The following is a 21,207-nucleotide window of genomic DNA, read 5'->3' as shown; positions in this document are numbered from 1 at the left end:
TGCGCAGCTTTGCAAGTCGGATTGAATCTGAAACTACCAGATTCAATCGGAATCCGTACAAGCCAGCCCGCAATCTATGTCTGCCGGGGAGGAGGCAGCGGGCGCGACTTGCGTGTTCGTGCCCTCCCACTCGGCGACAGGAGACACTCGGCGGCGGGGTACACTCGGCGGAGATGAAATTGCCCCTGCCTTCCGGGAACACCGGTCTGGAACCCTGGAGGGCCGGGCGCCGACCACGCCCCCTGACCTCGCTGATCGTGCGCCCGCTGGTGCTGCCAGTGCTGCTGCTGCTGCTCATGGGCGGGCTGGTGGTCTGGAGCCTGAACCTCAGCGTTCGGAACGCCCACTTCGCCCAGGCCTCGCAGGGTCGGCTGCTGCTGCTGCGGCAACTGCTCACCGACATTTCCAACATGGAAAACGGCGAGCGCAGGTACGTCATCACCGGGCAGCCTTCCTTTCTGGAACCCTACCGGCGCGGTCAGCAGAACTTTGCCGAGCACCTCAGGCGCTACGAGCCGCTGATCGTCACCGACCGTCAACGTGAGAACATCGGGCGCGTCGAAACCCTGATAGCGCAGTGGGAACTTGTCGCCGCGCAGCCCGAAATCGCCGCCCGACGCGTCTCGCTGGAAAGTGCTGTCGCGCGGGTGAGTGCCGGCACCGGACGTCACCTGACCGACGAGGCGCGGGAAACCCTCAACGCCATGATCGGCTTCGAAAACGAGCGCCTGTCGAACGCGCTCAAGGCGAGCAACACGGCGCTGCGCCGACTGCTGATTCTGACCCCGCTGCTGCTGCTGCTCGGGGCGCTGCTGCTCGTGCTGGCGGTGCGGCGCATCATTTCCACCCTGTCGCTGAGCGTCTCGCAGCTGACCGAGGGCACCCAGCGCATCGCCGCCGGGCACTACGAGCAGCGGGTGAGTCCCCTGGGCATCACCGAACTCGACCGCCTCAGCGCGCAGTTTCACCGGATGGCCGAGGCGGTGCAGCAGCGTGAAGCCGAGCTGGCCGAGAGTGCGCGCTCGCTCGAACGCACGAACGCCAGCCTGCAGCGCAGCAACCGCGAACTCGAGCGCTTTGCCTACGTCGCCAGCCACGACCTACAGGAGCCGCTGCGCACCATCGGCAGCTACACCGAGCTGATCGCCCGGCGCTACAGCGGCCAGCTCGACGCACGGGGCGAGCAGTACATCAAGTTCACCATTTCGGCCACCCACCGCCTCAAGACGCTGATTCAGGACCTGCTGGTGTTTTCACGGGTCCACCGCACGGGCCGGGTGTTCGGGCCGGTGGACACCGCCGAACTCGCCGGGCAGGTCCGCGCCGACCTGGAAGTCAGGCTGCGCGAGGTCGGCGGGGAGCTGCACGTGGGCGAGCTGCCCACCGTGCAGGGCAACCGCGAACTGCTGCACCACATCTTCCTGAACCTGATCGGCAACGCCCTGAAGTTCCGGCATCCCGACCGGGCGCCACAGGTCCGGGTGTGGGCCGAGAGAAGTGCCGGCTCTCAGGCTACGGGTCCTCAGGCCACAGGCCCCGGCTGGCAGTTTGCGGTGCAGGACAACGGCATCGGCATCGAGCCGCAATATCATGAGAAAATCTTTGAAGTCTTTCAGCGCCTGCACGGTGTAGGCGATTATGAGGGCAGTGGCATCGGCCTGGCCGTGACCCGCAACGCCGCCGAGCAGCATGGCGGCCGCGTCTGGCTCCAGAGCGAGCCGGGCCAGGGCACCACCTTCTTCTTTTTTCTTCCCGATACCCCACCTGCTGCGGAGCAACCATGAGAGCCATCGAAATTTTGCTGACCGAGGACAACCCCGCCGATATCCTGCTGACCGAAGAAGCCTTCGAGGAAGCCGAGTTTCCCTGCCGCCTGCACGTGGCCCGCGACGGGGTGGAGGGCCTGGCCTTCTTGCGCCGTGAGGGGCGACACGCCGGCGCCCCCACCCCCGACGTGATTCTGATGGACCTCAACATGCCGCGCCTGAGCGGACTCGAACTGCTCGACATCCTCAAGGAAGACCCGCAGCTTCAGCACATCCCGGTGATCGTGCTGACCACCTCCCGCGCCGAGGAGGACGTGTGGCGCAGTTACAAGCTGCACGCCAACGCCTACATTCCCAAGCCGGTGTCCATCGGTGAATTCGTGGAAGTCATCCGTTCGCTGGGCAACTTCTGGTTTACGGTGGCGGCCCTGCCTTCCGGCCCCCGCTGAGGCGGCAGGCGCGGGCACTCCCCCTTTCTTGAGAAGGTGTCCATCTCCGGCTCATAAAGTAACGCCGGACGGTACGCCGGACCGTACAGGCCTCATGCTTTGCGTTGGAGGACTCATGAGAAAAACCCTGTTGACCGCCCTGACGGCGGCCCTGTTCGCCTCTGCCCACGCCCAGACCCCCCCGGCGCCCCTGGACCGCCCGCTGCCCGCGCCCCAGCCGCCTGCCACGGCCACGGTGACCCGCAACGAGCCCACGCCCCAGCAGTTCACGCCTGACAAGCTCGCCCGCCTCAAGGTGCCTGCCGGGTACAAGATCAGCGTGATGGCGACCGAACTCGGCAACGCCCGCATGTTGCACGTGATGCCTGACGGCGGCATCTATATGTCGCGCCGCCAGCAGGGCGACATCTGGTACCTGAAGGACGCCAACGGTGACGGCACCATCGACGCGACCGAACGCCGCCGGGTGGCCGATCAGCTCAAGCTGGTCCACGGCCTCGATACCCGCCAGGGCAAGCTCTACGCGGTGGGCGAAAAGACCATCTGGGTGATGGACATGAGTAAGGACGGTGGCCTGAGCGTGCCGCGCGTCTTCGCCGACAAGTTCCCCGACGCCGGGCAGCACCCCGCCCGTCAGCTCGCCTGGGGACCGGACGGTTACCTCTACGCTTCTTTCGGCTCCACCAACAACGACGCCCCCACCCAGAACCCCGAGGAAGCGACCATCCTGCGCATTCGCCCGGACGGCCAGTGGCGCGAGGTGTACGCGCGCGGCCTGCGCCACACCATCGGCTTCGGGTGGCATCCGGTCACCAGGACCTTCTACGGCATGGACCAGGGCAGCGACTGGCACGGCGACAACATCCCGCCCGAGGAACTCAACGTCATCAAGCGCGGCAAGGACTACGGCTGGCCCTTTTGCTACGGCGCCAAAACCCCCGACCCCTTCGTGAACCTCGCCAACATGCCCGGCAAGATCACCAAAGAGGAATACTGCGCCCGCACCGAGCCGAGTACCCTCAACTACACGGCGCACGCCGCCGCCATCGCGCTGAAGTTCTACACCGGTAAGCAGTTTCCCGCCGAGTACCGCAACGACGCCTTCGTGACCTTCCGGGGTTCGTGGAACCGCAACGAACCGAGCGGCTATGAAGTCGCTCGCGTGGTCTTCAACGCGCAGAACAAGCCTGAGAAGATCGAGCCCTTCATCACCGGCTTCGTGTATCAGGAAGGCGGCGAGTGGAAGCAGTTCGGGCGCGTGGCGGGGCTGGCGACCTACATCGACGGCAGCCTGCTGTTTACCGACGACCAGAGCGGTGTGATCTACCGCGTGCGCTATGTGGGGGACCAGAAATGATGCGCAACACGGTATTGCTCGGGCTGCTGACCCTGGGCCTGGCGAGCGCGGGCAGCGCCCAGCCGGCGGCTCCCCTCAGTGCGACCGCCGCTCTTCGTGACACCGCTGGGCAAGTCGTGGGCAGCGCCCGCTTCGTGCAGCAGGGCGCGGGCGTGCAGGTGACGGTGGACGTGCGCGGCCTGACGCCTGGGATGCACGGGATGCACGTCCACGAGTTCGGGCGCTGCACTCCCGGCGTGGACCCGGCGGTCAACCGGGTGGTGCCCTTCGGCGCGGCGGGCGGTCACTTCGACCCTGGCATGAGCCGCAACCACGACGACCCGCAGACCGACAACAAGCTCGGTCACGGCGGCGACACCCCGATGCTCAGCGTCGGCGCCGACGGCGTGGGCAAGGCGAGCTTTACCAGCGCCAAGATCAGCCTGACCGGCGAAAACGGCATTCTGAACCGCAGCCTGGTGATCCACGCCAACCCCGACGACTACAAGACCGACCCGGCGGGCATGAGCGGCGCCCGCGAGCGCTGCGGCGTGATCCTGCGCGAGGGCCTGAGCGTGCGCGACTACCCGCTTCCCGGCCCGGTCGACCACCCCGAAGGAGTCGCCTACGACGCGAAAAAAGGCGTGATCTACACCGGCAGCGCCCAGAACGGCACCATCTACGCGGTCAACGCCCAGAGCGGCGCGGTCACCAAGTTCCAGGAAGGCGGCGCCTACGGCCGTCAGGTGGCGCTCGGTCTCAAGGTCGACCCGCAGGGCCGCCTGTGGATCGCGGGCGGCGCCCAGGGGACCGTCAGCATCCTCACGCCCGACGGCATGACCCTGAAGGTGCTGGAAACGCCCAAGTCGCCGCGCCCCTACGTCAACGACCTGGTCATGGCCCCCGACGGCAACGTGTACGTGACCGACTCCTCGCGCCCGGTGATTTTCCGCGTGGACAGGGCGCTGAACCTGACCGCGTGGCTCGACCTGGGGGGGACGCCCATCAAGTACGGCCCCGGCGTGAACCTCAACGGCATCGCCGCCACCCCCGACGGCCGGTACCTGCTCGCCATGCAGCTCAACACCGGAGAGCTGTGGCGCATCGACCTGAAGACCAAAGCGGTGAAGAAGGTCATGGGCGGCCTCGTCAACGGCGACGGCCTGCTGCTGGACGGGCGCACCCTCTACGTGGCCCGCAACAAGGACCAGGTCGTCGCCAAGGTCAGCCTCAGCGCCGACTACGGCAGCGGCCAACTGGTCGCGCAGGAGCCTCTGAACGGCCTGCGCTTTCCCGCCACGCTGGCGAAGGTCGGGAACGACCTCGTGGTGACGCAGGCACAACTCGACCGCCTCGGCGGCACGCCCGAAACGCCGTTCAAGCTCACCCGTTTCGCCAAGTTCTGAGCACTCTCTCTTTTCGGCCTCTCCCCACCGGGAGAGGTTTTTTCGTGCCCCGGCGCCGGGCATACTGCGCCCATGACCCCTTCATCCCTGTCGCCCCTCCGCCGTCACATCATCCGCGAGCTGCACGTGGAGCCCGAGATCGACCCGGGCGCCGAAGTCGAGCGGCGGGTCGCTTTTCTGTGCGCCTACCTGCTCAGCACCCCGGCCAAGGGCTTCGTGCTCGGCATCAGCGGCGGGCAGGACTCCACCCTCGCCGGGCGGCTGTGCCAGCTCGCGGCGGAGCGGCTGCGCGGGCAGGGGCACGAGGCGACTTTTCTCGCCGTGCGCCTGCCCTACGGCGTGCAGGCCGACGAGGCCGACGCCGTGCGGGCACTCGACTTTATCCGGGCCGACCGCGAAGTGACCGTCAACATCAAGGCGGCGGCGGACGCCTCGGTCGCGGCGGCGCAGGCGGCCCTGGGCGGCGAAGTGCGCGATTTTGTGCGCGGCAACGTCAAGGCCCGCGAGCGGATGGTCGCGCAGTACGCGCTCGCCGGGCAGGAAGGGCTGCTGGTGGTGGGCACCGACCACGCGGCGGAGGCGCTGACCGGCTTTTACACCAAGTACGGCGACGGCGGCGTAGACCTGACCCCCTTGACCGGCCTGACCAAGCGGCAGGGCGCGCAACTGCTCGCGCACCTTGGCGCCCCCGATAGTACCTGGCGCAAGGTGCCCACCGCCGACCTCGAGGACGACCGCCCCGGCCTGCCCGACGAGGTGGCCCTCGGCGTGACCTACGCGCAGATCGACGCCTACCTCGAAGGCCGCGAGGTCAGCGCGGAGGCCGCCGCCCGCCTCGAACACCTGTTTCTCACTTCCCGCCACAAGCGGGCGCTGCCGGTCACGCCCTTTGACCGCTGGTGGCAGGAAGCCCCCGCAGAGGGAGAAATATCCCTCCACGTCCAGAATTGACGTTGACGTAAATTTCCCCGTATGCTGAACGGGTTCCGCAACCCAGTCGATGCAACCCAGTTGCCGCAACGGAGGAAGAAGTATGGCCCTGAAAGAACTGTTCGACCTGTCCGGCAAAGTCGCCCTCATTACCGGAGGCTCACGTGGCCTCGGCCTGCAGATGGCCGAAGCGCTCGGCGAGTACGGCGCCACCGTGGTGCTCACCGCCCGCAAGCAAAACGAACTCGACGAGGCGAAGGCGCATCTGGAGAGCCTGGGGGTCAAGGCCCACGTGTACGCCAACGACCTCGGCAACTTCGAGAGCCTCGACCCGCTCGTCGCGCAGATCCACCGGGAAGTCGGCCCCATCGACATCCTCATCAACAACGCCGGGGCCACCTGGGGCGCGCCCACCGCCGAACACCCCTTCGACGCCTGGATGAAGGTGATGAACGTCAACGTCAACGGCACGTTTTTGCTCACCCAGAGCGTGCTCAGGCACTGCATGCTGCCTGCGGGCAAGGGCCGCATCATCAACGTGGCGAGCGTGGCGGGGCTGAAAGGCAACTCGCCGCAGATGATGCCGACGATGGCCTACAACACCTCCAAGGGCGCGGTGGTCAACTTCACCCGTGCCCTGGCGTCCGAACTGGCGCCCAGGGGCATCACCGTCAACTCGATTTGCCCCGGCTACTTTCCCACCAAGATGACGCGCGGCACGCTGGCCGCCGCCGAGCAGCAGATCATGAGCCACACCCCGATGGGGCGGCTGGGCGGCGAACAGGACCTCAAGGGCCTCGCGCTGCTGCTCGCCAGCGACGCCAGCGCCTACATGACCGGGCAGAACATCGCCGTGGACGGCGGCATCACGGCGGTATGAAGGCCCTGACGCCCCAGCAGTTGCCAGAGAAGGTGGGTCAGGAACTCGCCGTGTCGGACTGGGTGGAGGTCACGCAGGCGCGCATCGACCTCTTTGCCGAGGCCACCGGCGACCACCAGTTCATCCACGTGGACCCGGAAAAGGCCGCGCGGGGACCTTTCGGCACCACCGTCGCCCACGGCTTCATGAGCCTGTCGATGCTGGCCGGAGACTTTCTCAGCGGCGGCGGCATGCCCGAAATCTCGGGCGCGAAGATGCTGCTGAACTACGGCCTGAACCGGGTGCGCTTTCCTGCCCCGGTGCGCGTGGGCAGCCGCCTGCGCAGCCGCGCCACCCTGCAAAGCGTGGAGCAGGGCCAGGGCTTCTTGCAGCTGACGGTGCTCAACACCATCGAGATCGAAGGCGAAAGCAAGCCCGCCTGCACCGCAGAAAGTCTCTTCCGCGTGTACCTCTAAAGGACGGTGCCATGACCTCTTTTTCCCAGCCCCACCCCGCTCAGTCTCCTGCCGAACTGCTCGCCTTCGCCAACCGGGTGATTGCCGCGCAGTCCTTTTCCACCCTGATCGGCGCGCAGTTCACCGACATTACCCCCGGCGGGGCCACCCTGCGTGTGCCGCTGCGCGAGGACCTGCGCCAGCACCACGGCTTCGCGCACGGCGGCCTGCTCTCGGCGATGGCCGACATCTCGCTGACCTTTATCGGGGCGCTGGCCCTCGGGCCGAACGTGCTGACCAGCGAGTTCAAAATCAACTTCGTGCGGCCCGGCGTGGGCGAGCAGCTCGTTTCCCGCGCCAGCGTGGTCAGCAGCACCCGGCGACAGGCGGTCACGCGCTGCGACATCTTCGCCGTGACAGGCGACGACGAAAAGCTGGTGGCGACCGCGCTCGGGACCATCGTGCTGGCCGACGTGCCGGAGTCGGCGGCAAGTGGCGGGGAGGACCGTGGACGCTGAGACGCCCTGCCTGCCGTGGCAGACCGGCGAGCGCCTGTTGCTGCTCAGCGGCGCGGGCCTGCCGCTGGGCCACCTGACACTGCGCGAACTGCGGCCCTTCGCCTTTCGCTGCGCCTTCGAGCCGCTGCCCGCGTACGAAAGCTGCCGGGCGCTGTTCGAGGAAGACAACCGCCTCGCCGACGCCCTGGCCTGTGACCACTCGCCCGAAGCCTTCGCGCACGCCGAGCGCGTGCAGGCCGAAGTGCAGGCCCTGGGGCTGATTCTGCGCCGTGAGGGCGGGGGGCTGTGCCGCGACTTTCTGCTGGGCATCGACGGCGAGCACGCCGACCTGCGCCCGCTGACCCCCGCTCCGGCGGCGCTTCTGGAGGAACCCGCATGACGATGTTCGACACCACGCCCCGTGCCGGAGAGCTGCGGGAGCGGCTGCTGAAGTTCATGGACGAGCACATTTACCCCAACGAGGCCGAGTTTCACCGGCAGGTGAACACCGGGGACCGCTGGGCGCATGTGCCGCTGCTCGACGACCTCAAGCCCAGGGCCAGGGCACAGGGTCTGTGGAACCTGTTTTTGCCGCCTGCCAGCGACCCGCAGGGCCGGTTCGGTGCGGGGCTGAGCAACCTCGAATACGCGGGGCTGTGCGAAATCATGGGCCGGGTGTGGTGGGCGCCGGAGGTGTTCAACTGCTCGGCGCCCGACACCGGCAACATGGAAGTCATTGCCCGCTACGGCACGCCCGAGCAGCAGGAGCAGTGGCTCCTTCCCCTCCTGAACGGCGACATCCGCTCGGCCTTCTCCATGACCGAGCCGCAGGTGGCGAGCAGCGACGCGACCAACATCGAGGCGCAGATTGTGCGCGACGGCGACGATTACGTCATCAACGGGCGCAAGTGGTGGACCTCGGGGGCAGGCGACTCACGCTGCCGCGTCAGCATCTTCATGGGCAAGACCGACCCGCACGCCGAGCGGCACCTGCAGCAGTCCATGATTCTGGTGCCCCTTGACGCGCCGGGCGTGAAGGTGGAGCGGGCGCTGCAAGTGTTCGGCTTCGACGACGCCCCGCACGGCCACATGGAAATGAGCTTCGAGAACGTGCGTGTGCCCGCCAGCAACATGCTGCTCGGAGAAGGACGCGGCTTCGAAATCGCGCAGGGACGCCTGGGACCGGGCCGCATTCACCACTGCATGCGGCTGGTCGGGCAGGCCGAGCGGGCGCTGGAGCTGATGATTCGGCGCAGCACCCGGCGTGTCGCCTTCGGCAAGCCGCTCGCTGCGCACCAGCACACCCGCGAACTGATCGCGCAAAGCCGCATGGAAATCGACCAGGCCCGGCTGCTGACCCTGAAAGCCGCGCACATGATGGATACGGTGGGCAACAAGGCGGCCAGGGGCGAAATCGCCGCCATCAAGGTGGTCGCGCCGAACATGGCCCTGCGCGTCATCGACCGCGCCATTCAGGTCTACGGCGGCGAGGGCGTGTGCCAGGACACGCCGCTGCCCATGATGTACGCCCAGGCCCGCACCCTGCGTCTGGCCGACGGTCCCGACATCGTGCATGCCGAAACGGTGGCGAAAGAAGAACTGCGCCGCCAGGGTGTGGACCTGCGGGCGCTTTCCCGGCGCTAGCGACCCGCCACACTCACCCACAAGCACAAGGAGACGCTCATGGAGTTCCAGAACAAAGTCGTCGTCGTGACCGGCGGCGCGTCGGGCATCGGCCTCGCGCTCGCCACCCGTTTCGTGCAGGAGGGAGCGAGGGTCGTGACCTCCGACCGCAACGCCGAACTCGGGGCGAGGCAGGCCCAAAGCATCGGGGCGCGGTTTTTCGCTGCCGACATGAGTCAGGAAGAAGGCGTCCGGGCGCTGATCGAGAACGTTCTGGCGCAGGAAGGCCGCATCGATCTGTTCTGCTCCAACGCCGGGGTCGCGCAGGGCGAGGGGCCGGAAACGCCGGACCGGGTGTGGGACCTCGTCCACCGCATCAACGTGATGAGCCACGTCTGGGCCGCCCGGCACCTGCTGCCACACTTTCTGGAACGCGGCGAGGGCTATTTCCTCAACACCGCGTCGGCGGCGGGCCTGCTGACCGAACTGCACTCGGCCCCCTACGCCGTGACCAAGCACGCCGCGCTCGCGTTTGCCGAGTGGCTGGCCATCAGTTACGGTGACCGGGGCGTAAGGGTCGCCTGCCTGTGCCCCGAAGGGGTCTGGACCCCGATGATCGAGAACGCGCCGATTCTTCAGCGCACCGCCATCACCACCGACGTGCTGGCAGACAGGACGCTGGAGGTGCTGCGCCGTGACGGTTTCCTGATTACCACCCACGACACCACCCTCAAGGGGTTTCAGTACAAGGCCGCCGACTACGACGGCTGGGTGGGCCACATGCGCGGCCTGCGGGTCAAGGCGATGGCGCTTTACAACGCGCATCAGGCCAATGCCGCAGCGACTGGCGCCGCATCCACCAGCGCCGCAGCGACTGGCAACAACGCCCCCCGCACCGAGGGCCACGAATGACCGGCCCTGGCCCGGAACGCGACACGGCCCCGGTGCGTCCCGGTGAAGAACTGCCGCTGGAGCGCCTGAAAGAGGCGATGCGTGGCCGCGTTCCCGGCGACCTTTCCCCCCAAGACCTGGACGCGCTGGAAGTCGAGCAGTTTCCCGGCGGCTTTTCCAACCTGACCTACCTGCTGCGGGCCGGGGAACACGAGTACGTGCTGCGCCGTGCTCCCCTGGGGCCGGTGGCGAAAGGGGCGCACGACATGGCCCGCGAGTACCACCTGCTCGAAAAAATCCATCCGGTGCTGCCGGTGGCCCCCGCGCCCGCACTGCTGGTCGAGGACCCGGACGTGCTCGGCTCGCCCTTTTACCTGATGGAGCGGCGCCGGGGCACGGTGGTGCGGACCGGGCTGCCCCCCGAGTACGCCGCGCTGCCGGACGCCCCCCGCCGGATGTCGCAGGCGCTGGCCGACACGCTGGCCGACCTGCACGCGGTGGACATCGACGCGGCGGGGCTGCGCGACATCGGCAAGCCGGAGGGCTTCAACCGCCGTCAGGTCGAGGGCTGGGCGGGCCGCTGGCGCCGGGCGCGGGACCTTCTCAAGGACTCGGGCGACCTGCCCCCGCCTGCCGAGTTGCGTGACGAACTCGTCATCGCGTGGCTGGAAGCGAACGTGCCGGAAGAGTCGGCGCACACCCTGGTCCACAACGATTTCAAGCTCGACAACCTGATGCTCGACCCCGCCGACCCGTCGCGGGTCACGGCGCTGCTCGACTGGGAAATGACCACGGTGGGCGACCCGCTGGTGGACCTGGGCCTGACGCTGACCTACTGGACCATGCCCGCGCAGCCCGGCGGCGTGCAAGGGCGCATCGGCGCGGCGGCGAGCGACCAGGGCTTTTTCACCCGCGAGGAGTTTCTGGCCCGTTACGCCGGGCGCAGTGGCCGCGACGTGAGCAACGTGACGTGGTACGAGGTGCTGGGGCACTTCAAGCTGGCGGTCATCGTCCTTCAGATTTTCGCGCGCTATCGCCTGGGGCAGACGCAGGACCCCCGTTTCGCCCCGCTGGGCGGGCAGGCCCAGTGGCTCATCGGGGAGGCGTGGCGCCGCGTCTCGCAGGCACCGGGCATCCAGGGGGAACTTCAGGTTCATCAGGCCACCGATGAGTGACCTGATTCTGGTGCGCCACGGACAGGCCACGCCTTTCGAGGCCGACACCGACCGTCTTTCGCCGCTGGGAGAACGTCAGGCCCGCGCGGTGGGCGAGGCGCTGACGGCCCAGGGGGTGCGGCCCACCCATGTCCTGCACGGCGCTCTGGTCCGGCAGCGGCGCACGGCAGAACTGGCCGCCGAGGGCCGGGACTGGCCCACGCCGACCCTCGACCCCCGGCTCTCGGAGTTCGACGGCGACGGGCTGGTGGGCACGCTCGCCCCCCTGCTTGCCCGCCAGGACGCCGAATTCGCGGCGCTGGCCGGGGCTTTTCGTGAGCACCGCGACTCGCCCGAGCGCAACCGCCACTTTCAGCGGATGCTCGAAGCGCTGGCGGCGGCGTGGCAAGCGGGCCGCGTCACCCACCCGGAGGTCGAGGGCTGGGCCGACTTCCGCGCCCGCGTCCGCGACGCGCTCGGCGACGTGCTGCGCCTGCCCTCCGGCACCGTCGCCGTCGTCTTTACCAGCGGCGGCGTCATCGGTCTGGCGGTGGCCCTCGCGCTGGACGCCCCGGACGCCTCGGCGCTCAGGCTCAACTGGCGGGTCAAGAACGGCAGCCTCACGCGCCTGACCTTCGGCGGCGGGCGCCTGAGTCTCGACACCTTCAACGAGGAAGGCCACCTGCCGCCCGACCTGCGAAGCTGGCGCTAGGACATTCGACGTAATAAAGACCCCTCATCAATGGTTCGTGCAGTTTTAGGCGGCTTTGAGGCCGAAATTTAGCGGACTGGACGGCAGATGTTCTAATTCTTCAAAGCGGGCCGAGAGATCCAACTTGGACAAAATCACTTGGGCCAGCAGGGCGTTATACGCCCTGCGTTTCATGTCTTCGAGACTGAACACCAGATTCTGTCCGCCCTCTGCTGCTCGCAGGGCCTCAAGGCGACAGAGGTTCAGGGTCAGCAAGACCACGTTCCAATGCGCCTCAATGCCTGGCTGTGACCGCAATTGCACATCCTGGCTTCCCAGGAACTGCTTGGCATCCCGGAAGATCAGTTCAATCTCGAAACGGCTCCGGTACAGCGCAATGACCTCATGAGCGGGCATCGTCACAGCGGTGCTGAACAGCACCGCGTAACCCGTCACTTGACCCTTTTTACCGACCTGCTGGATGACGACTGCACGCACTTCTCGCGCCCACTGCACGCTCCAGACCACCTGAGTCCACACCCGCTCGGTCGACGTTTCAGAAACGAGGTCAAAGCGCTGCAAGTCGCTGAAATCCACCTTGCCGTCGAACTTTTTTGGCCGTCCGCGTCGTCTGGGATGCTCGCCGGTATAGAGATACTTGAGGTTGGCGTTGCGAGGAAATCTGGAGATGAATGGGAGACCGTGACCGGTCACGGTCTCCACCATGGATTCTTTCGCATAGTTCCCATCCGCAACCACAGCGGCCAGATCAAGCCGTGGAACAGTCTGGAGATCAAGCAACACGTCATCCAGCTGGTCAGCGGCCTGTTCCAGACGACTCGGGGCCTCAGACCCGGTCCGGGTCTGACGGACATCGACCGTAAATGCCTGTCGGTGCTGGACGTCAATCAGGGCACAGCAGGATTGCTCGATCCCACGTTCGGTCCGTGCGGCACAGCCATTCCAGAACGAGCCGAGGTGTGCGGTGTGCTGACCAGATTTGCGGTGAAAAGAGGCGTCGATGGCCAGAACGCACAGTGGGCTGATCAGCCCACTCTCAATCGCCGTGCTCACAGTCGCCCGGTGTACTGCGCCCCAGGGAATGGCCCCGGGGTCACTTCGGTGCAGCCAACGACGGATCGTACTCTCTGAGCAGGCCGCATATCGGGAGAGGTTCAGGACGTTCAGCCGTCCAGGAACAGCGAGAAATACGCTAAGCAGCACGGTCAGAAAATTCCGCTGCGTCTTGCGCAGCGGGACCGCGCTGAGAACGTACTGTAGGATAGCCATTAGACCCATTGGAAGCGGTGTGTTCACAGCCCCATTTTCGGTGGGTCTTTCTTTGTGACCTCAAAACTGCACGAACCATTGCCTCATACGGATTCCGCTTAATTCCTGCACAGTCGGGAAAGCGCCGCCTGTGCATCCATATCGCAGAATCCGTATTTTTTCCTACTCGCATCCGCTCTGCTGCGCAGCTTTGCAAGTCGGATTGAATCTGAAACTACCAGATTCAATCGGAATCCGTATCACCCCTGGCTTTGGCAGGCCCTCTCCCCTTGATAGAGGGTCAAAGAGTGCAGGGCAGTCTTTTGTCATGAGCGCTAGGCAGACGACCGCAAGCCGCAACGTATTCACGAGTCTGCCTGCCCCGGGCGACGTGCCATGCTGTCTTTCATGCCCTGCCACACGCCGCCTGCGCCGTCGCCTACTCGCCTGCCGCCCCTCGCCCTCGGTCTGGACGCGGGCGGCAGTGGAACGCAGTGGGCGCTGCTGCGCGGCGCTGAGCGGGTGGCTTCGGGCACGGTGGCTCCCCTGACCGCCGCGCTGCTGGGGACGCCAGCGGGCGAGGCCGCCCTGCACAGTCTGCGCGGCGTGCTTCCGGCGCTGCCCCAGCGGCTCCACGCCGGACTCCCCGGCCTGAGCGCGGGGTCGGCCCAGGCAGAGGCGGCGCGGGCGCACCTCGCCGCCGCGCTGGGCCTGTCTGCGCGGCAGGTCAGTGTGGAAGGCGACCTCGACCTCGCCTACCGCGCCCATTTCGCGCCGGGTGAGGGCGTCCTGATCTACGCGGGCACCGGGAGCATCGCCTACCACGTCACCACCAGCGGTCAGACGCTGCGGGCGGGGGGCCGGGGCTACCGCATCGGGGACGACGGGGCCGGAGCCAGCCTGGGGCGGGGGGCGCTGCGCCACGTCACCGACGCGCTCGATTTCGGGCAGGGGGCAACCGGGCCGCTGGCCGAGGAAGTCGCCGCCGTGACCGGGGGCCTCGACTGGGACACCCTGCGCTCCTTCGTGTACGCCGCGCCGGGGGCTTCGGCCCTCGCCCGGCTCGCTCCGGCGGTGGGCCGGGCGGCGGACCGGGGAGACGCGGCGGCGCTGGAGTTGTTGCGCGGGGCCGCCACTTCCCTGGCCGAACTCGGGCGCCGGGTGCAGGTGCGGGCCGGTCCCCTGCCCCTGCGGGCGACGGGCGGCGCCCTGCGCGTCAGTCCACTCTTTCCCGAACTCCTGCGCGGTCTTCTGCCCGGCGTGGACATCGAGTGGCGCGACCACGCCGAGGCGGCGGCGCGGGCCGCGCAGACCGCTCAGCGCACCGCCACCACCGGCTGATAGACCGCCGCCCGCTCGGTCCAGGCGTTGAGTTCCTCGAGTTGCTGGGTGTGGTACACGGCGAAGTGCCCGGCCTGACTCGACCCCAGCGTCAGAAAGTGCTGGGCGTCCCTGCTGCTGCCCGGGCACGACACCCTTGCCGACTACGACATCCTGCTGGCCGAACTCTCCGGGCAACCGGCGCAGCGCCTGACCGCCGAAGAAATGGTCGCGGCTTCCTGACGCCGCAGAGAGGAGCGCAGGGGGCATGGAGCAGCTATTGAGAACGCGGTATGTCCGTATCATACGGATTCCGATTGAATCTGGTCGTTTCAGATTCAATCCGACTTGCAAAGCTGCGCAGCAGAGCGGATGCGAGTAGGAAAAAATACGGATTCTGCGATATGGATGCACAGGCGGCGCTTTCCCGACTGTGCAGGAATTAAGCGGAATCCGTATCAGAGCCAATCGGCGGAGGGTTGATACCAACTTTGTACGTTATCAATAGGCCGCCTGCCTGCTCGAAGTATAATTCGCCCATGAAGGCCCTGGTTCCTCTCCCGCATCTGACTGCCGACGAGCTGTTGCAGCGTCAACGTCGCGCCAGCACCGCCGACGAGCGTGACCGCTGGTTCGCTCTGCGGACACTGACCCAGCAGCCTCAGACCTCGCGCACGGCCCTTCTGGAGCAGTTGGGCCGTTCCAGACGGTGGCTCTCCGCGCTCATCAACCGGTACAACGAACACGGCCCCGAAGCGGTGACCGACCACCGAAAGGGTCGAGCAGGCCAGCCGCCCGTCCTGAACGCCGAACAGCGGGCAGCGCTGGGGGCCACGTTGCAGTCTCCCCCCGACGGCGGCGGTGAATGGACGGCCCGTAAAGTCGCCGAGTGGATTACCGACCAGACGGGCCGAAGCATAAATCCGTCTACCGCCTGGCTTTATCTCAAGCGCCTCGGGCATTCGGGGCAAAAAAGCCGTTCGGCACACCCGAAAGCCGCCAACCAGGAGGAGCAGACCGGGCAGCAGAACGGCTCCAGGCGCCGGGCGAAAAGCGGCCAAGGCACTTCCCGAACAAGCGAAAGTTCGGGTGCCGGGACGAAGCGCGGCCCGGTCCGCGAAACAGCCTCCGAGTAGTGCAGGTTCCGAACGACAGATGCACGTAAAACCAGATGTGCATCTGTCGTCCGGAATCCGTGTTGGATGAAACAACGCGCTTTCAAGTGCCTGTTCCGGCTGCGTGAAGGAGAGTCCAGAACCCGTATCAGTTCAGTGTGAGCGGCTCCAACAGGGTCACGCGGCCCGGGATCACTTGCAGCGTGGGGAGCATCGTCTTGCCGTCCACGCGCAGCGACAGGGCGCCCTGCGGCACGTTCAGGAATCCGTAGCGGCCCTGACCGTCGCTGAAGGTGGTGGCGACGACCTCACCGCCCGCACCGAGCAGTTCGACCTTGTGGTTGCCGGGTTGCGCTGCCCGCAGTTCGCCGCTCAGGCCGCGCACCCGGCTGGGTTGCAGGGGGGCGTGAGGCACGAAGGTCGGGAAAGGACCGTCTTTCTCGGTCAGGCGCACCCTCAGGTCGGCGAGCACCTCCGCCGCCGTGCGCTTGCCCTCGTTCACGTCCCTGTCGGGGGTGCGGTAGGAGTAGCCCGCCCAGCCCAGGCCCGCCGCCTGCGTCTTGCGAATCTGGTTGAGGGTGCTGGGAATGTCGTTGAGGTAGATGGCCGCGCCGCTGACCTGCTCGGTGTGGGGGTACCGGGCCTGCAAGCCCGCCGCGAAGGTGTTCCACTGGTAGAACCACTGCGACTGCACCGGGTTGAAGTCGCGCTTGTAGTTCATCATCACGTTCTGGTCGAGGTATCCGGCCTTGACCCAGGTCAACCAGTCCTGCCCAACCTCGGCGTAGGGACGCGACGCGGCGAAGGCGGCTTCGTCGGCAGGCCCTGCGCCGTAGGTGATGGTGGCGGCGGCAATCGCCACGCCGGGCTTGACGGCCTTGACCGCCAGCGCGGTTTCGCGCACCAGGTTCGTCACCTGCTGGCGGCGCCACGCGCTCCACTGCGGGTCGGCGGGGTCGGGCGTTCCGGTCGCGCCCGTTTCGGCACGGTAACGCTCCAGCGCCGTTTCGTTGTAGCCCCACTGCACCGGGCCGCCCACCGGGTTGTAGTCGGGGTAGCGCACACGGTCGAACTGAATGCCGTCCACGTCGTAGTTTTTCGCCACGCTGACGTACATGTTCCTGATGTACGCGGCGGCGTCGGGGTGGCCGGGGTCCATTACCCAGTCGTTGCCCGCTTTCAGGGTGCCGTCGGCCTTGACGGTCAGCCAGTTGTCGCGGCCCTTGGCGTCCGGCCCGTGCGTGTTGAAGGCGTGGTCCGGACTCTGGGGCGGCGTCGCACTGTTCCACAGCGCCGTGGTGATGATCCAGGCGTTGACCCGGATGTCTTTCGCGTGCGCCTTGGCAATCACGTCGGCCAGGGGGTCGAAGCCCGCCGGCACTTCGGGGTCGTCGGTGCGCGGCATGGCGGCGTTGTTGCAGTAGCAGTCCCCCCGGCGCCCCACCTGCACGTACAGGGTGTTGACGTTCATGGCGCGGGCGGTGTCCACCAGTTGCGTGACTTCCTCGGGCGTCTTGATGCCGGCGCCGAAGGCGTCCACCCACAGGCCGCGCACCGGGCCGCTCGCGTCGGGGTTCGGCTGGGGTTCGGGCTGGGGTTCGGGCTGGGGTTGGGGCTGCGGCTCGGGCTGAGGGCCGGACAGGTTCTGGCCGCAGGCGGACAGCAGCAGGGCGCCGAGCAACAGGGCGGACAGGGAACGGGACTTCGACATACTTCCTCCTTGAGGGGTGCGCCGGGGGCGCGTGAGGGGACAGCAGGAGCAATAAACAGAGAAGTCAGCGGCTCTGGGTGTCCGCCGCGTCACGCAGCGCGTCACCCATGAAGTTGAAGGCAAGAACACTGATGAACACGAACAGCCCCGGCCACAGCAGCCAGGGATAGCTGCTCACGACTTCGAGTTTGCTGGCGTCGCGCAGCAGCAGGCCCCAGCTGGTCATGGGTTCCTTGATGCCCAGGCCCAGAAAACTGAGGGTGCTTTCGCCCAGGATGTAGCCCGGCAGCGCCAGAGTCGCCGTGACCAGCAGAAAAGAACTGAGGTTGGGCGTGATGTGGCGCAAAATCACGCGCAGGTTGGACGCGCCCAGGGCCTGCGCCGCCGATACGTAATCCAGGCCCCGCGCCGAGAGCACCTGACCGCGCACCACACGGGCGAGGCTCGCCCAGCCGATCAGCGCCAGCACCGCCACGATGCCGGTGTAGACCCAGGTCGAGGGCCAGCGGGCCGGAATCAGGGTGGCGAGGGCGAGCAGAATCGGCAGGCGTGGGAAGGAGAGCAGCACCTCGACCACGCGCTGAATCAGGGTGTCCACCCAGCCGCCAAAGTAGCCGCTGACCCCGCCGAGCACGATGCCGATGGCGAAGGAAATCAGCACGCCGATGACGCCCACCGTCATGCTCACCTGGGCGCCCACCAGCGTGCGCGAAAACAGGTCGCGGCCCAATTGGTCGGTGCCGAAGGGAAAGAAGTAGCGCGGAGCTGTCTCGCCGTACTCGTTTTTGCCGTCGGGCACGCCGAAGAGGTGGCGGTCGGCCTTTACCCCCAGAAAGGAATAGGGTTCGCCCTTCACGAAGAACTGAATGGGAATGGGCGTGGTCGTGTCGGGCACGGTCTTTTTGGCGAACGTGACCGGGTCGCGCTCGGTCTTGGAGCCGTAGACGAAGGGGCGCTGCAAACGGCCCTGGTGAAGGAGATGCACCGTCTGCGGGCGCTGGTACTCGTAGCCCTCGTGCTGGGCAGTGATGTTGTAGGGCGCCAGAAACGGCGAGAGCAGCGCAATGACGTACAGCGCGATGAGCACCCACCCGGCAATCACACCGGGCCGCGACTTGCGGTAACGCCGCCACGCCATCTGGAGCGGGGTCCGGGTTTCGGGGCCGCCGCTCACGAGTACCTCACGCGCGGGTCGGCCCACGCCAGCGCGAGGTCGGACAGCAGGTTGCCGATGAGCAGCAAGAAGGCCGAGAGCATCAGCAGGGTCATGGCGGTGTACTGGTCCTTGTTGAGCAGCGAGTCGTACAGCAGCGGCCCGATGGTGGGCAGGCTCATGACGATGGAGATGATGATGGTGCCGCTGATGAGCGTGGGTAGGCTCAGCCCGGCGAGGCTGATGAGGGGGTTGACGGCGTTGCGCACGGCGTGTTTCCAGACCACGCGGTTCTGGGGCAGCCCCTTGGCCTTGGCGGTGCGCACGTAGTCCTGCCCCAGCACGTCGAGCGTACTCGCCCGCATCTGGCGCATCAGGCCCGCCACGCCTTCCAGGCCCACCGCCAGCACCGGAATCCAGAGGTGTGCGAGCAGGTCCATCACCTTGGCGAAGGACCAGGGCGCGTCGATCATGTCGGGGCTGAACAGCCCGCCCACGTTGGTTCCGCCGAGCTGCCGCACCAGCACCACCAGCAGCAGCGCCGCCAGAAAGTCGGGAATGGCGAGACCCACGTATCCCAGAAAGTTGGCGATCTGCGCCGGAATCCCGTGGCGGTTGAACGCCGTGTAGATGCCCAGCGGCACCGCGATGACCCAGGTCAGCAGCAGGGTCAGCCCGGCGATAAAGACCGTCCAGCCCAGCCTTTCCCCGATAATGGACGTGACCGGCGCACCGGAGGCGAAGGAATACCCGAAGTCCAGCCGCGTGACCACGCCCGTGATCCAGGTCAGGTACTGCTTCCAGGCGGGTTCGTTCAGGCCGAGCTGCCGGGTGATGTTTTCGACCGTTTCCCTGGAAAAGCGGGGGTCTTCAAGGTACTGGTCCACGAAGGAACCGGGCTGCAATTTGATGACGGCGAAGCAAATCACCGAAATCACGAGCAGCGTGGGAATCATGCCGAGGATGCGGCGGAGAGTGTAGTTCAGCATGGGGCAACACAGCAACAGGGAGAAAGCACAGGGAGAAACTCCTCACGAAAAAAAGACCCCTCACCCCCTGGCTCTTGTCATTCCCCAAATTAGGTGCGAGCTAACTTATACCCCTCGACATAGACCTGAAGCATATTCATTCCCTCCCACAAGGCCTGCCACCCTGGCAGGCCATCGCTTTTTCGGTTCATATGTCCTCCCAACCTTCCCAATGCCAAAATGACGTCCTGCACAGTCTTCAGTTGCCGTTTCAAAACCTTGCTCAGCACCTGAAGTTCGACGGCACTCAACCCAGCGCTCTGAGCTGGATCATTTGGGCGTTCTCGTGAATCCTCGCGTAGCGCGAGTAACCTTGTGGCCACCACACTCATCATCGAAATCATGGCTTTGAGACGCTGACCCGCTTCCAACTGGAGCCGCTCTGCTCCCAGGCCCGTCTTCAACCCTTTATGAAACTCTTCCACCAGCCAACGGGCCTGGTACTGAAGCGCCACTTCGTGCGCTTCCTCAAAGGTCTCAATGTCGGCATCCGTGAGCAGCATCCATTCCAACGGTTCTTTCACGTCATCCGAAGGCTTTTCTGCCACACGAACAATGCTGACCCGTATCCCTTCCTGACGAGGTTTACCTTGACCACCCGCCATTGGTGTCGGCCAAAGGTACGCACGAACAACACTCACTTCAACGTGTGCAGCACGTGCTTTCTGACCTTTTCTCCCTCGAAGGTCTATGGTGTAACTTCCAAGCGGCGAGGCAGCCCTGGCTGCCTCAAAGACATGCCCAATGCACTCCCGTGTGCGGGCATTCGGATCAAGAAGCCGCCGGTTTTGGGCTGCCCTGACAACGAAACCCTGTCCTTGAGCGATGACGCCACGCATAAAGACCTCAATATCTGCCCCTCTGTCACAGACTCTGACCCATCGAACGTCTTGGTCGTCCGGCCCTTTTCCGATGCGTTCAGTTGCTCTTGTCCACAACGCACTTTCCTTGTTTTCCCGCTGGCGTCGCTCAGCGTCGCTCTCTGACGCTGTGGGTGCGGGTTGCCGGAGGTAATACTCCTGATCGAGTATGCCCAGAACCTGAACGGGAAGCCGTTGCCCACTTTGCTGATGGGGTTTTTGCCATTTCACAGCAAGTGTCGTGTGGAGGGTAAACCCCTGCCGAACCGGGGATCTGAGATCCCCGGTCCGCCCAAGGCCGGGAGTCTCCTGATGTCGTGACCAGATGAATTCGCTGCTGTCTTCAAGCAGCAAGAAGGTTCCTGCCTGCCCCAGTGCTGCGCGTACATGGTTGCGGTGAGGTGTTTGAAGGCGCTCAGGGGTTGCCTCCTTGCGTGACATGAAGGTATACGCCGCTTTGACATCTGCTCTACGGTCAAAAAGCTTGGGGATGGACTTCCCGGATCGGGAAGCCATCCCCTGCGCAATGCGTACTGCTCGTTGATTTCTACGCCGATCTCCAAGATCCACAGCACCAAAGTGCTTCAGTGCCCATTGCTCTGCCTGTAGCGGGTGAAAGGTCGTCACCTACATAGACTGCCTCAATTTGGGGAATGACAAGCCCCCTGGCTCCGCAGGGGCCCTCTCCCCGGGG

The 21,207-nt window shown here is 66.1% G+C and carries 21 protein-coding genes; 15 read left to right on the top strand and 6 right to left on the bottom strand.

The annotated features are described in order from the left end of the window. Window positions 1–173: 173 nt before the first annotated feature. The 13 genes from G6R31_RS14235 to G6R31_RS14175 all read left to right on the top strand — a co-directional run bounded on the left by G6R31_RS14235 (window position 174) and on the right by G6R31_RS14175 (window position 12,078). A complete protein-coding gene (locus G6R31_RS14235) occupies window positions 174–1,784 on the top strand; it encodes a sensor histidine kinase (protein ID WP_017871404.1) in 1,611 nt (536 codons plus the stop codon). Further along, window positions 1,781–2,215, top strand: coding sequence for a response regulator (locus G6R31_RS14230; protein WP_017871405.1), 435 nt, complete (start codon window positions 1,781–1,783; stop codon window positions 2,213–2,215). Before G6R31_RS14235 ends, G6R31_RS14230 begins: the two co-directional genes overlap by 4 nt. A gap of 115 nt (window positions 2,216–2,330) precedes the next feature. After that, a complete protein-coding gene (locus tag G6R31_RS14225) occupies window positions 2,331–3,572 on the top strand; it encodes a PQQ-dependent sugar dehydrogenase (protein WP_017871406.1) in 1,242 nt (413 codons plus the stop codon). Beyond that, the gene (locus G6R31_RS14220; RefSeq protein WP_017871407.1) at window positions 3,572–4,957 is read left to right on the top strand and encodes a superoxide dismutase family protein; all 1,386 of its coding nucleotides are present in this window, start codon (window positions 3,572–3,574) and stop codon (window positions 4,955–4,957) included. The genes G6R31_RS14225 and G6R31_RS14220 overlap by 1 nt, the downstream gene beginning before the upstream one ends. Window positions 4,958–5,029: 72 nt before the next feature. Next, on the top strand, window positions 5,030–5,908 hold the full coding sequence (nadE, locus tag G6R31_RS14215; RefSeq protein ID WP_017871408.1) for an ammonia-dependent NAD(+) synthetase: 879 nt from the start codon (window positions 5,030–5,032) through the stop codon (window positions 5,906–5,908). A gap of 82 nt (window positions 5,909–5,990) precedes the next feature. Continuing rightward, the gene (locus G6R31_RS14210) at window positions 5,991–6,767 is read left to right on the top strand and encodes an SDR family oxidoreductase (RefSeq protein ID WP_017871409.1); all 777 of its coding nucleotides are present in this window, start codon (window positions 5,991–5,993) and stop codon (window positions 6,765–6,767) included. Next, entirely contained in the window at window positions 6,764–7,222 is a 459-nt protein-coding gene (locus tag G6R31_RS14205; protein WP_017871410.1) for a MaoC family dehydratase, read from the top strand. The genes G6R31_RS14210 and G6R31_RS14205 overlap by 4 nt, the downstream gene beginning before the upstream one ends. Before the next feature lie 11 nt (window positions 7,223–7,233). After that, entirely contained in the window at window positions 7,234–7,719 is a 486-nt protein-coding gene (locus G6R31_RS14200) for a PaaI family thioesterase (protein WP_017871411.1), read from the top strand. Then, window positions 7,709–8,098, top strand: a complete 390-nt coding sequence (locus tag G6R31_RS14195) for a hypothetical protein (RefSeq protein WP_017871412.1) — start codon at window positions 7,709–7,711, stop codon at window positions 8,096–8,098. Before G6R31_RS14200 ends, G6R31_RS14195 begins: the two co-directional genes overlap by 11 nt. Then, on the top strand, window positions 8,095–9,342 hold the full coding sequence (locus tag G6R31_RS14190; RefSeq protein ID WP_017871413.1) for an acyl-CoA dehydrogenase family protein: 1,248 nt from the start codon (window positions 8,095–8,097) through the stop codon (window positions 9,340–9,342). Before G6R31_RS14195 ends, G6R31_RS14190 begins: the two co-directional genes overlap by 4 nt. Window positions 9,343–9,381: 39 nt before the next feature. Next, window positions 9,382–10,233, top strand: coding sequence for an SDR family NAD(P)-dependent oxidoreductase (locus G6R31_RS14185; protein WP_017871414.1), 852 nt, complete (start codon window positions 9,382–9,384; stop codon window positions 10,231–10,233). After that, window positions 10,230–11,387, top strand: coding sequence for a phosphotransferase family protein (locus tag G6R31_RS14180; protein WP_017871415.1), 1,158 nt, complete (start codon window positions 10,230–10,232; stop codon window positions 11,385–11,387). The genes G6R31_RS14185 and G6R31_RS14180 overlap by 4 nt, the downstream gene beginning before the upstream one ends. After that, window positions 11,380–12,078, top strand: a complete 699-nt coding sequence (locus G6R31_RS14175) for a histidine phosphatase family protein (RefSeq protein ID WP_017871416.1) — start codon at window positions 11,380–11,382, stop codon at window positions 12,076–12,078. The genes G6R31_RS14180 and G6R31_RS14175 overlap by 8 nt, the downstream gene beginning before the upstream one ends. Window positions 12,079–12,123: 45 nt before the next feature. Here G6R31_RS14175 and G6R31_RS14170 read toward each other — a convergent pair whose 3' ends face one another. After that, complete coding sequence (locus tag G6R31_RS14170; RefSeq protein ID WP_162865373.1) at window positions 12,124–13,356, bottom strand: transposase; 1,233 nt, start codon at window positions 13,354–13,356, stop codon at window positions 12,124–12,126. Window positions 13,357–13,734: 378 nt separating this feature from the next. Between G6R31_RS14170 and G6R31_RS14165 the strand changes: the two genes are divergently transcribed. Continuing rightward, window positions 13,735–14,667 carry an N-acetylglucosamine kinase gene (locus tag G6R31_RS14165; protein ID WP_152423799.1) on the top strand — a complete coding sequence of 311 codons (933 nt, stop codon included), beginning with the start codon at window positions 13,735–13,737 and terminating at the stop codon, window positions 14,665–14,667. Here G6R31_RS14165 and G6R31_RS14160 read toward each other — a convergent pair. Then, window positions 14,643–14,801, bottom strand: coding sequence for a hypothetical protein (locus G6R31_RS14160; RefSeq protein ID WP_017871735.1), 159 nt, complete (start codon window positions 14,799–14,801; stop codon window positions 14,643–14,645). The two genes, G6R31_RS14165 and G6R31_RS14160, sit on opposite strands and share 25 nt — an antisense overlap. 384 nt (window positions 14,802–15,185) lie before the next feature. Here G6R31_RS14160 and G6R31_RS14155 point away from each other — a divergent pair, with 384 nt between their 5' ends. After that, a complete protein-coding gene (locus G6R31_RS14155; RefSeq protein WP_017871734.1) occupies window positions 15,186–15,782 on the top strand; it encodes a helix-turn-helix domain-containing protein in 597 nt (198 codons plus the stop codon). Window positions 15,783–15,909: 127 nt separating this feature from the next. Here G6R31_RS14155 and G6R31_RS14150 read toward each other — a convergent pair whose 3' ends face one another. The 4 genes from G6R31_RS14150 to G6R31_RS14135 form a co-directional block, all read right to left on the bottom strand. Beyond that, window positions 15,910–17,472, bottom strand: a complete 1,563-nt coding sequence (locus G6R31_RS14150; RefSeq protein WP_017871733.1) for a glycoside hydrolase family 10-like protein — start codon at window positions 17,470–17,472, stop codon at window positions 15,910–15,912. Between the two features lie 64 nt (window positions 17,473–17,536). Then, window positions 17,537–18,646: an ABC transporter permease gene (locus G6R31_RS14145; protein WP_017871732.1), complete on the bottom strand. Its 1,110-nt coding sequence runs from the start codon at window positions 18,644–18,646 to the stop codon at window positions 17,537–17,539. Beyond that, on the bottom strand, window positions 18,643–19,614 hold the full coding sequence (locus tag G6R31_RS14140; RefSeq protein WP_017871731.1) for an ABC transporter permease: 972 nt from the start codon (window positions 19,612–19,614) through the stop codon (window positions 18,643–18,645). Before G6R31_RS14140 ends, G6R31_RS14145 begins: the two co-directional genes overlap by 4 nt. 89 nt (window positions 19,615–19,703) lie before the next feature. Then, complete coding sequence (locus tag G6R31_RS14135; protein ID WP_081608361.1) at window positions 19,704–21,140, bottom strand: IS4 family transposase; 1,437 nt, start codon at window positions 21,138–21,140, stop codon at window positions 19,704–19,706. Between the last annotated feature and the right edge of the window lie 67 nt (window positions 21,141–21,207).

Origin of the sequence: Deinococcus wulumuqiensis R12, from assembly GCF_011067105.1 — a bacterium.
Classification (GTDB): Bacteria; Deinococcota; Deinococci; order Deinococcales; family Deinococcaceae; genus Deinococcus; species Deinococcus wulumuqiensis.
This window is presented reverse-complemented; position numbering and strand designations above follow the sequence as displayed.

Coding starts and splice junctions, on each gene's coding strand:
- G6R31_RS14190 (WP_017871413.1), top strand. CDS start 8,095: ATGACGATGTTCGACACCACGCCCCGTGCCGGAGAGCTGCGGGAGCGG.
- G6R31_RS14235 (WP_017871404.1), top strand. CDS start 174: ATGAAATTGCCCCTGCCTTCCGGGAACACCGGTCTGGAACCCTGGAGG.
- G6R31_RS14150 (WP_017871733.1), bottom strand. CDS start 17,472: ATGTCGAAGTCCCGTTCCCTGTCCGCCCTGTTGCTCGGCGCCCTGCTG.
- G6R31_RS14185 (WP_017871414.1), top strand. CDS start 9,382: ATGGAGTTCCAGAACAAAGTCGTCGTCGTGACCGGCGGCGCGTCGGGC.
- nadE (WP_017871408.1), top strand. CDS start 5,030: ATGACCCCTTCATCCCTGTCGCCCCTCCGCCGTCACATCATCCGCGAG.
- G6R31_RS14170 (WP_162865373.1), bottom strand. CDS start 13,356: ATGGGTCTAATGGCTATCCTACAGTACGTTCTCAGCGCGGTCCCGCTG.
- G6R31_RS14140 (WP_017871731.1), bottom strand. CDS start 19,614: ATGCTGAACTACACTCTCCGCCGCATCCTCGGCATGATTCCCACGCTG.
- G6R31_RS14205 (WP_017871410.1), top strand. CDS start 6,764: ATGAAGGCCCTGACGCCCCAGCAGTTGCCAGAGAAGGTGGGTCAGGAA.
- G6R31_RS14180 (WP_017871415.1), top strand. CDS start 10,230: ATGACCGGCCCTGGCCCGGAACGCGACACGGCCCCGGTGCGTCCCGGT.
- G6R31_RS14200 (WP_017871411.1), top strand. CDS start 7,234: ATGACCTCTTTTTCCCAGCCCCACCCCGCTCAGTCTCCTGCCGAACTG.
- G6R31_RS14210 (WP_017871409.1), top strand. CDS start 5,991: ATGGCCCTGAAAGAACTGTTCGACCTGTCCGGCAAAGTCGCCCTCATT.
- G6R31_RS14220 (WP_017871407.1), top strand. CDS start 3,572: ATGCGCAACACGGTATTGCTCGGGCTGCTGACCCTGGGCCTGGCGAGC.
- G6R31_RS14175 (WP_017871416.1), top strand. CDS start 11,380: ATGAGTGACCTGATTCTGGTGCGCCACGGACAGGCCACGCCTTTCGAG.
- G6R31_RS14225 (WP_017871406.1), top strand. CDS start 2,331: ATGAGAAAAACCCTGTTGACCGCCCTGACGGCGGCCCTGTTCGCCTCT.
- G6R31_RS14155 (WP_017871734.1), top strand. CDS start 15,186: ATGAAGGCCCTGGTTCCTCTCCCGCATCTGACTGCCGACGAGCTGTTG.
- G6R31_RS14230 (WP_017871405.1), top strand. CDS start 1,781: ATGAGAGCCATCGAAATTTTGCTGACCGAGGACAACCCCGCCGATATC.
- G6R31_RS14165 (WP_152423799.1), top strand. CDS start 13,735: ATGCCCTGCCACACGCCGCCTGCGCCGTCGCCTACTCGCCTGCCGCCC.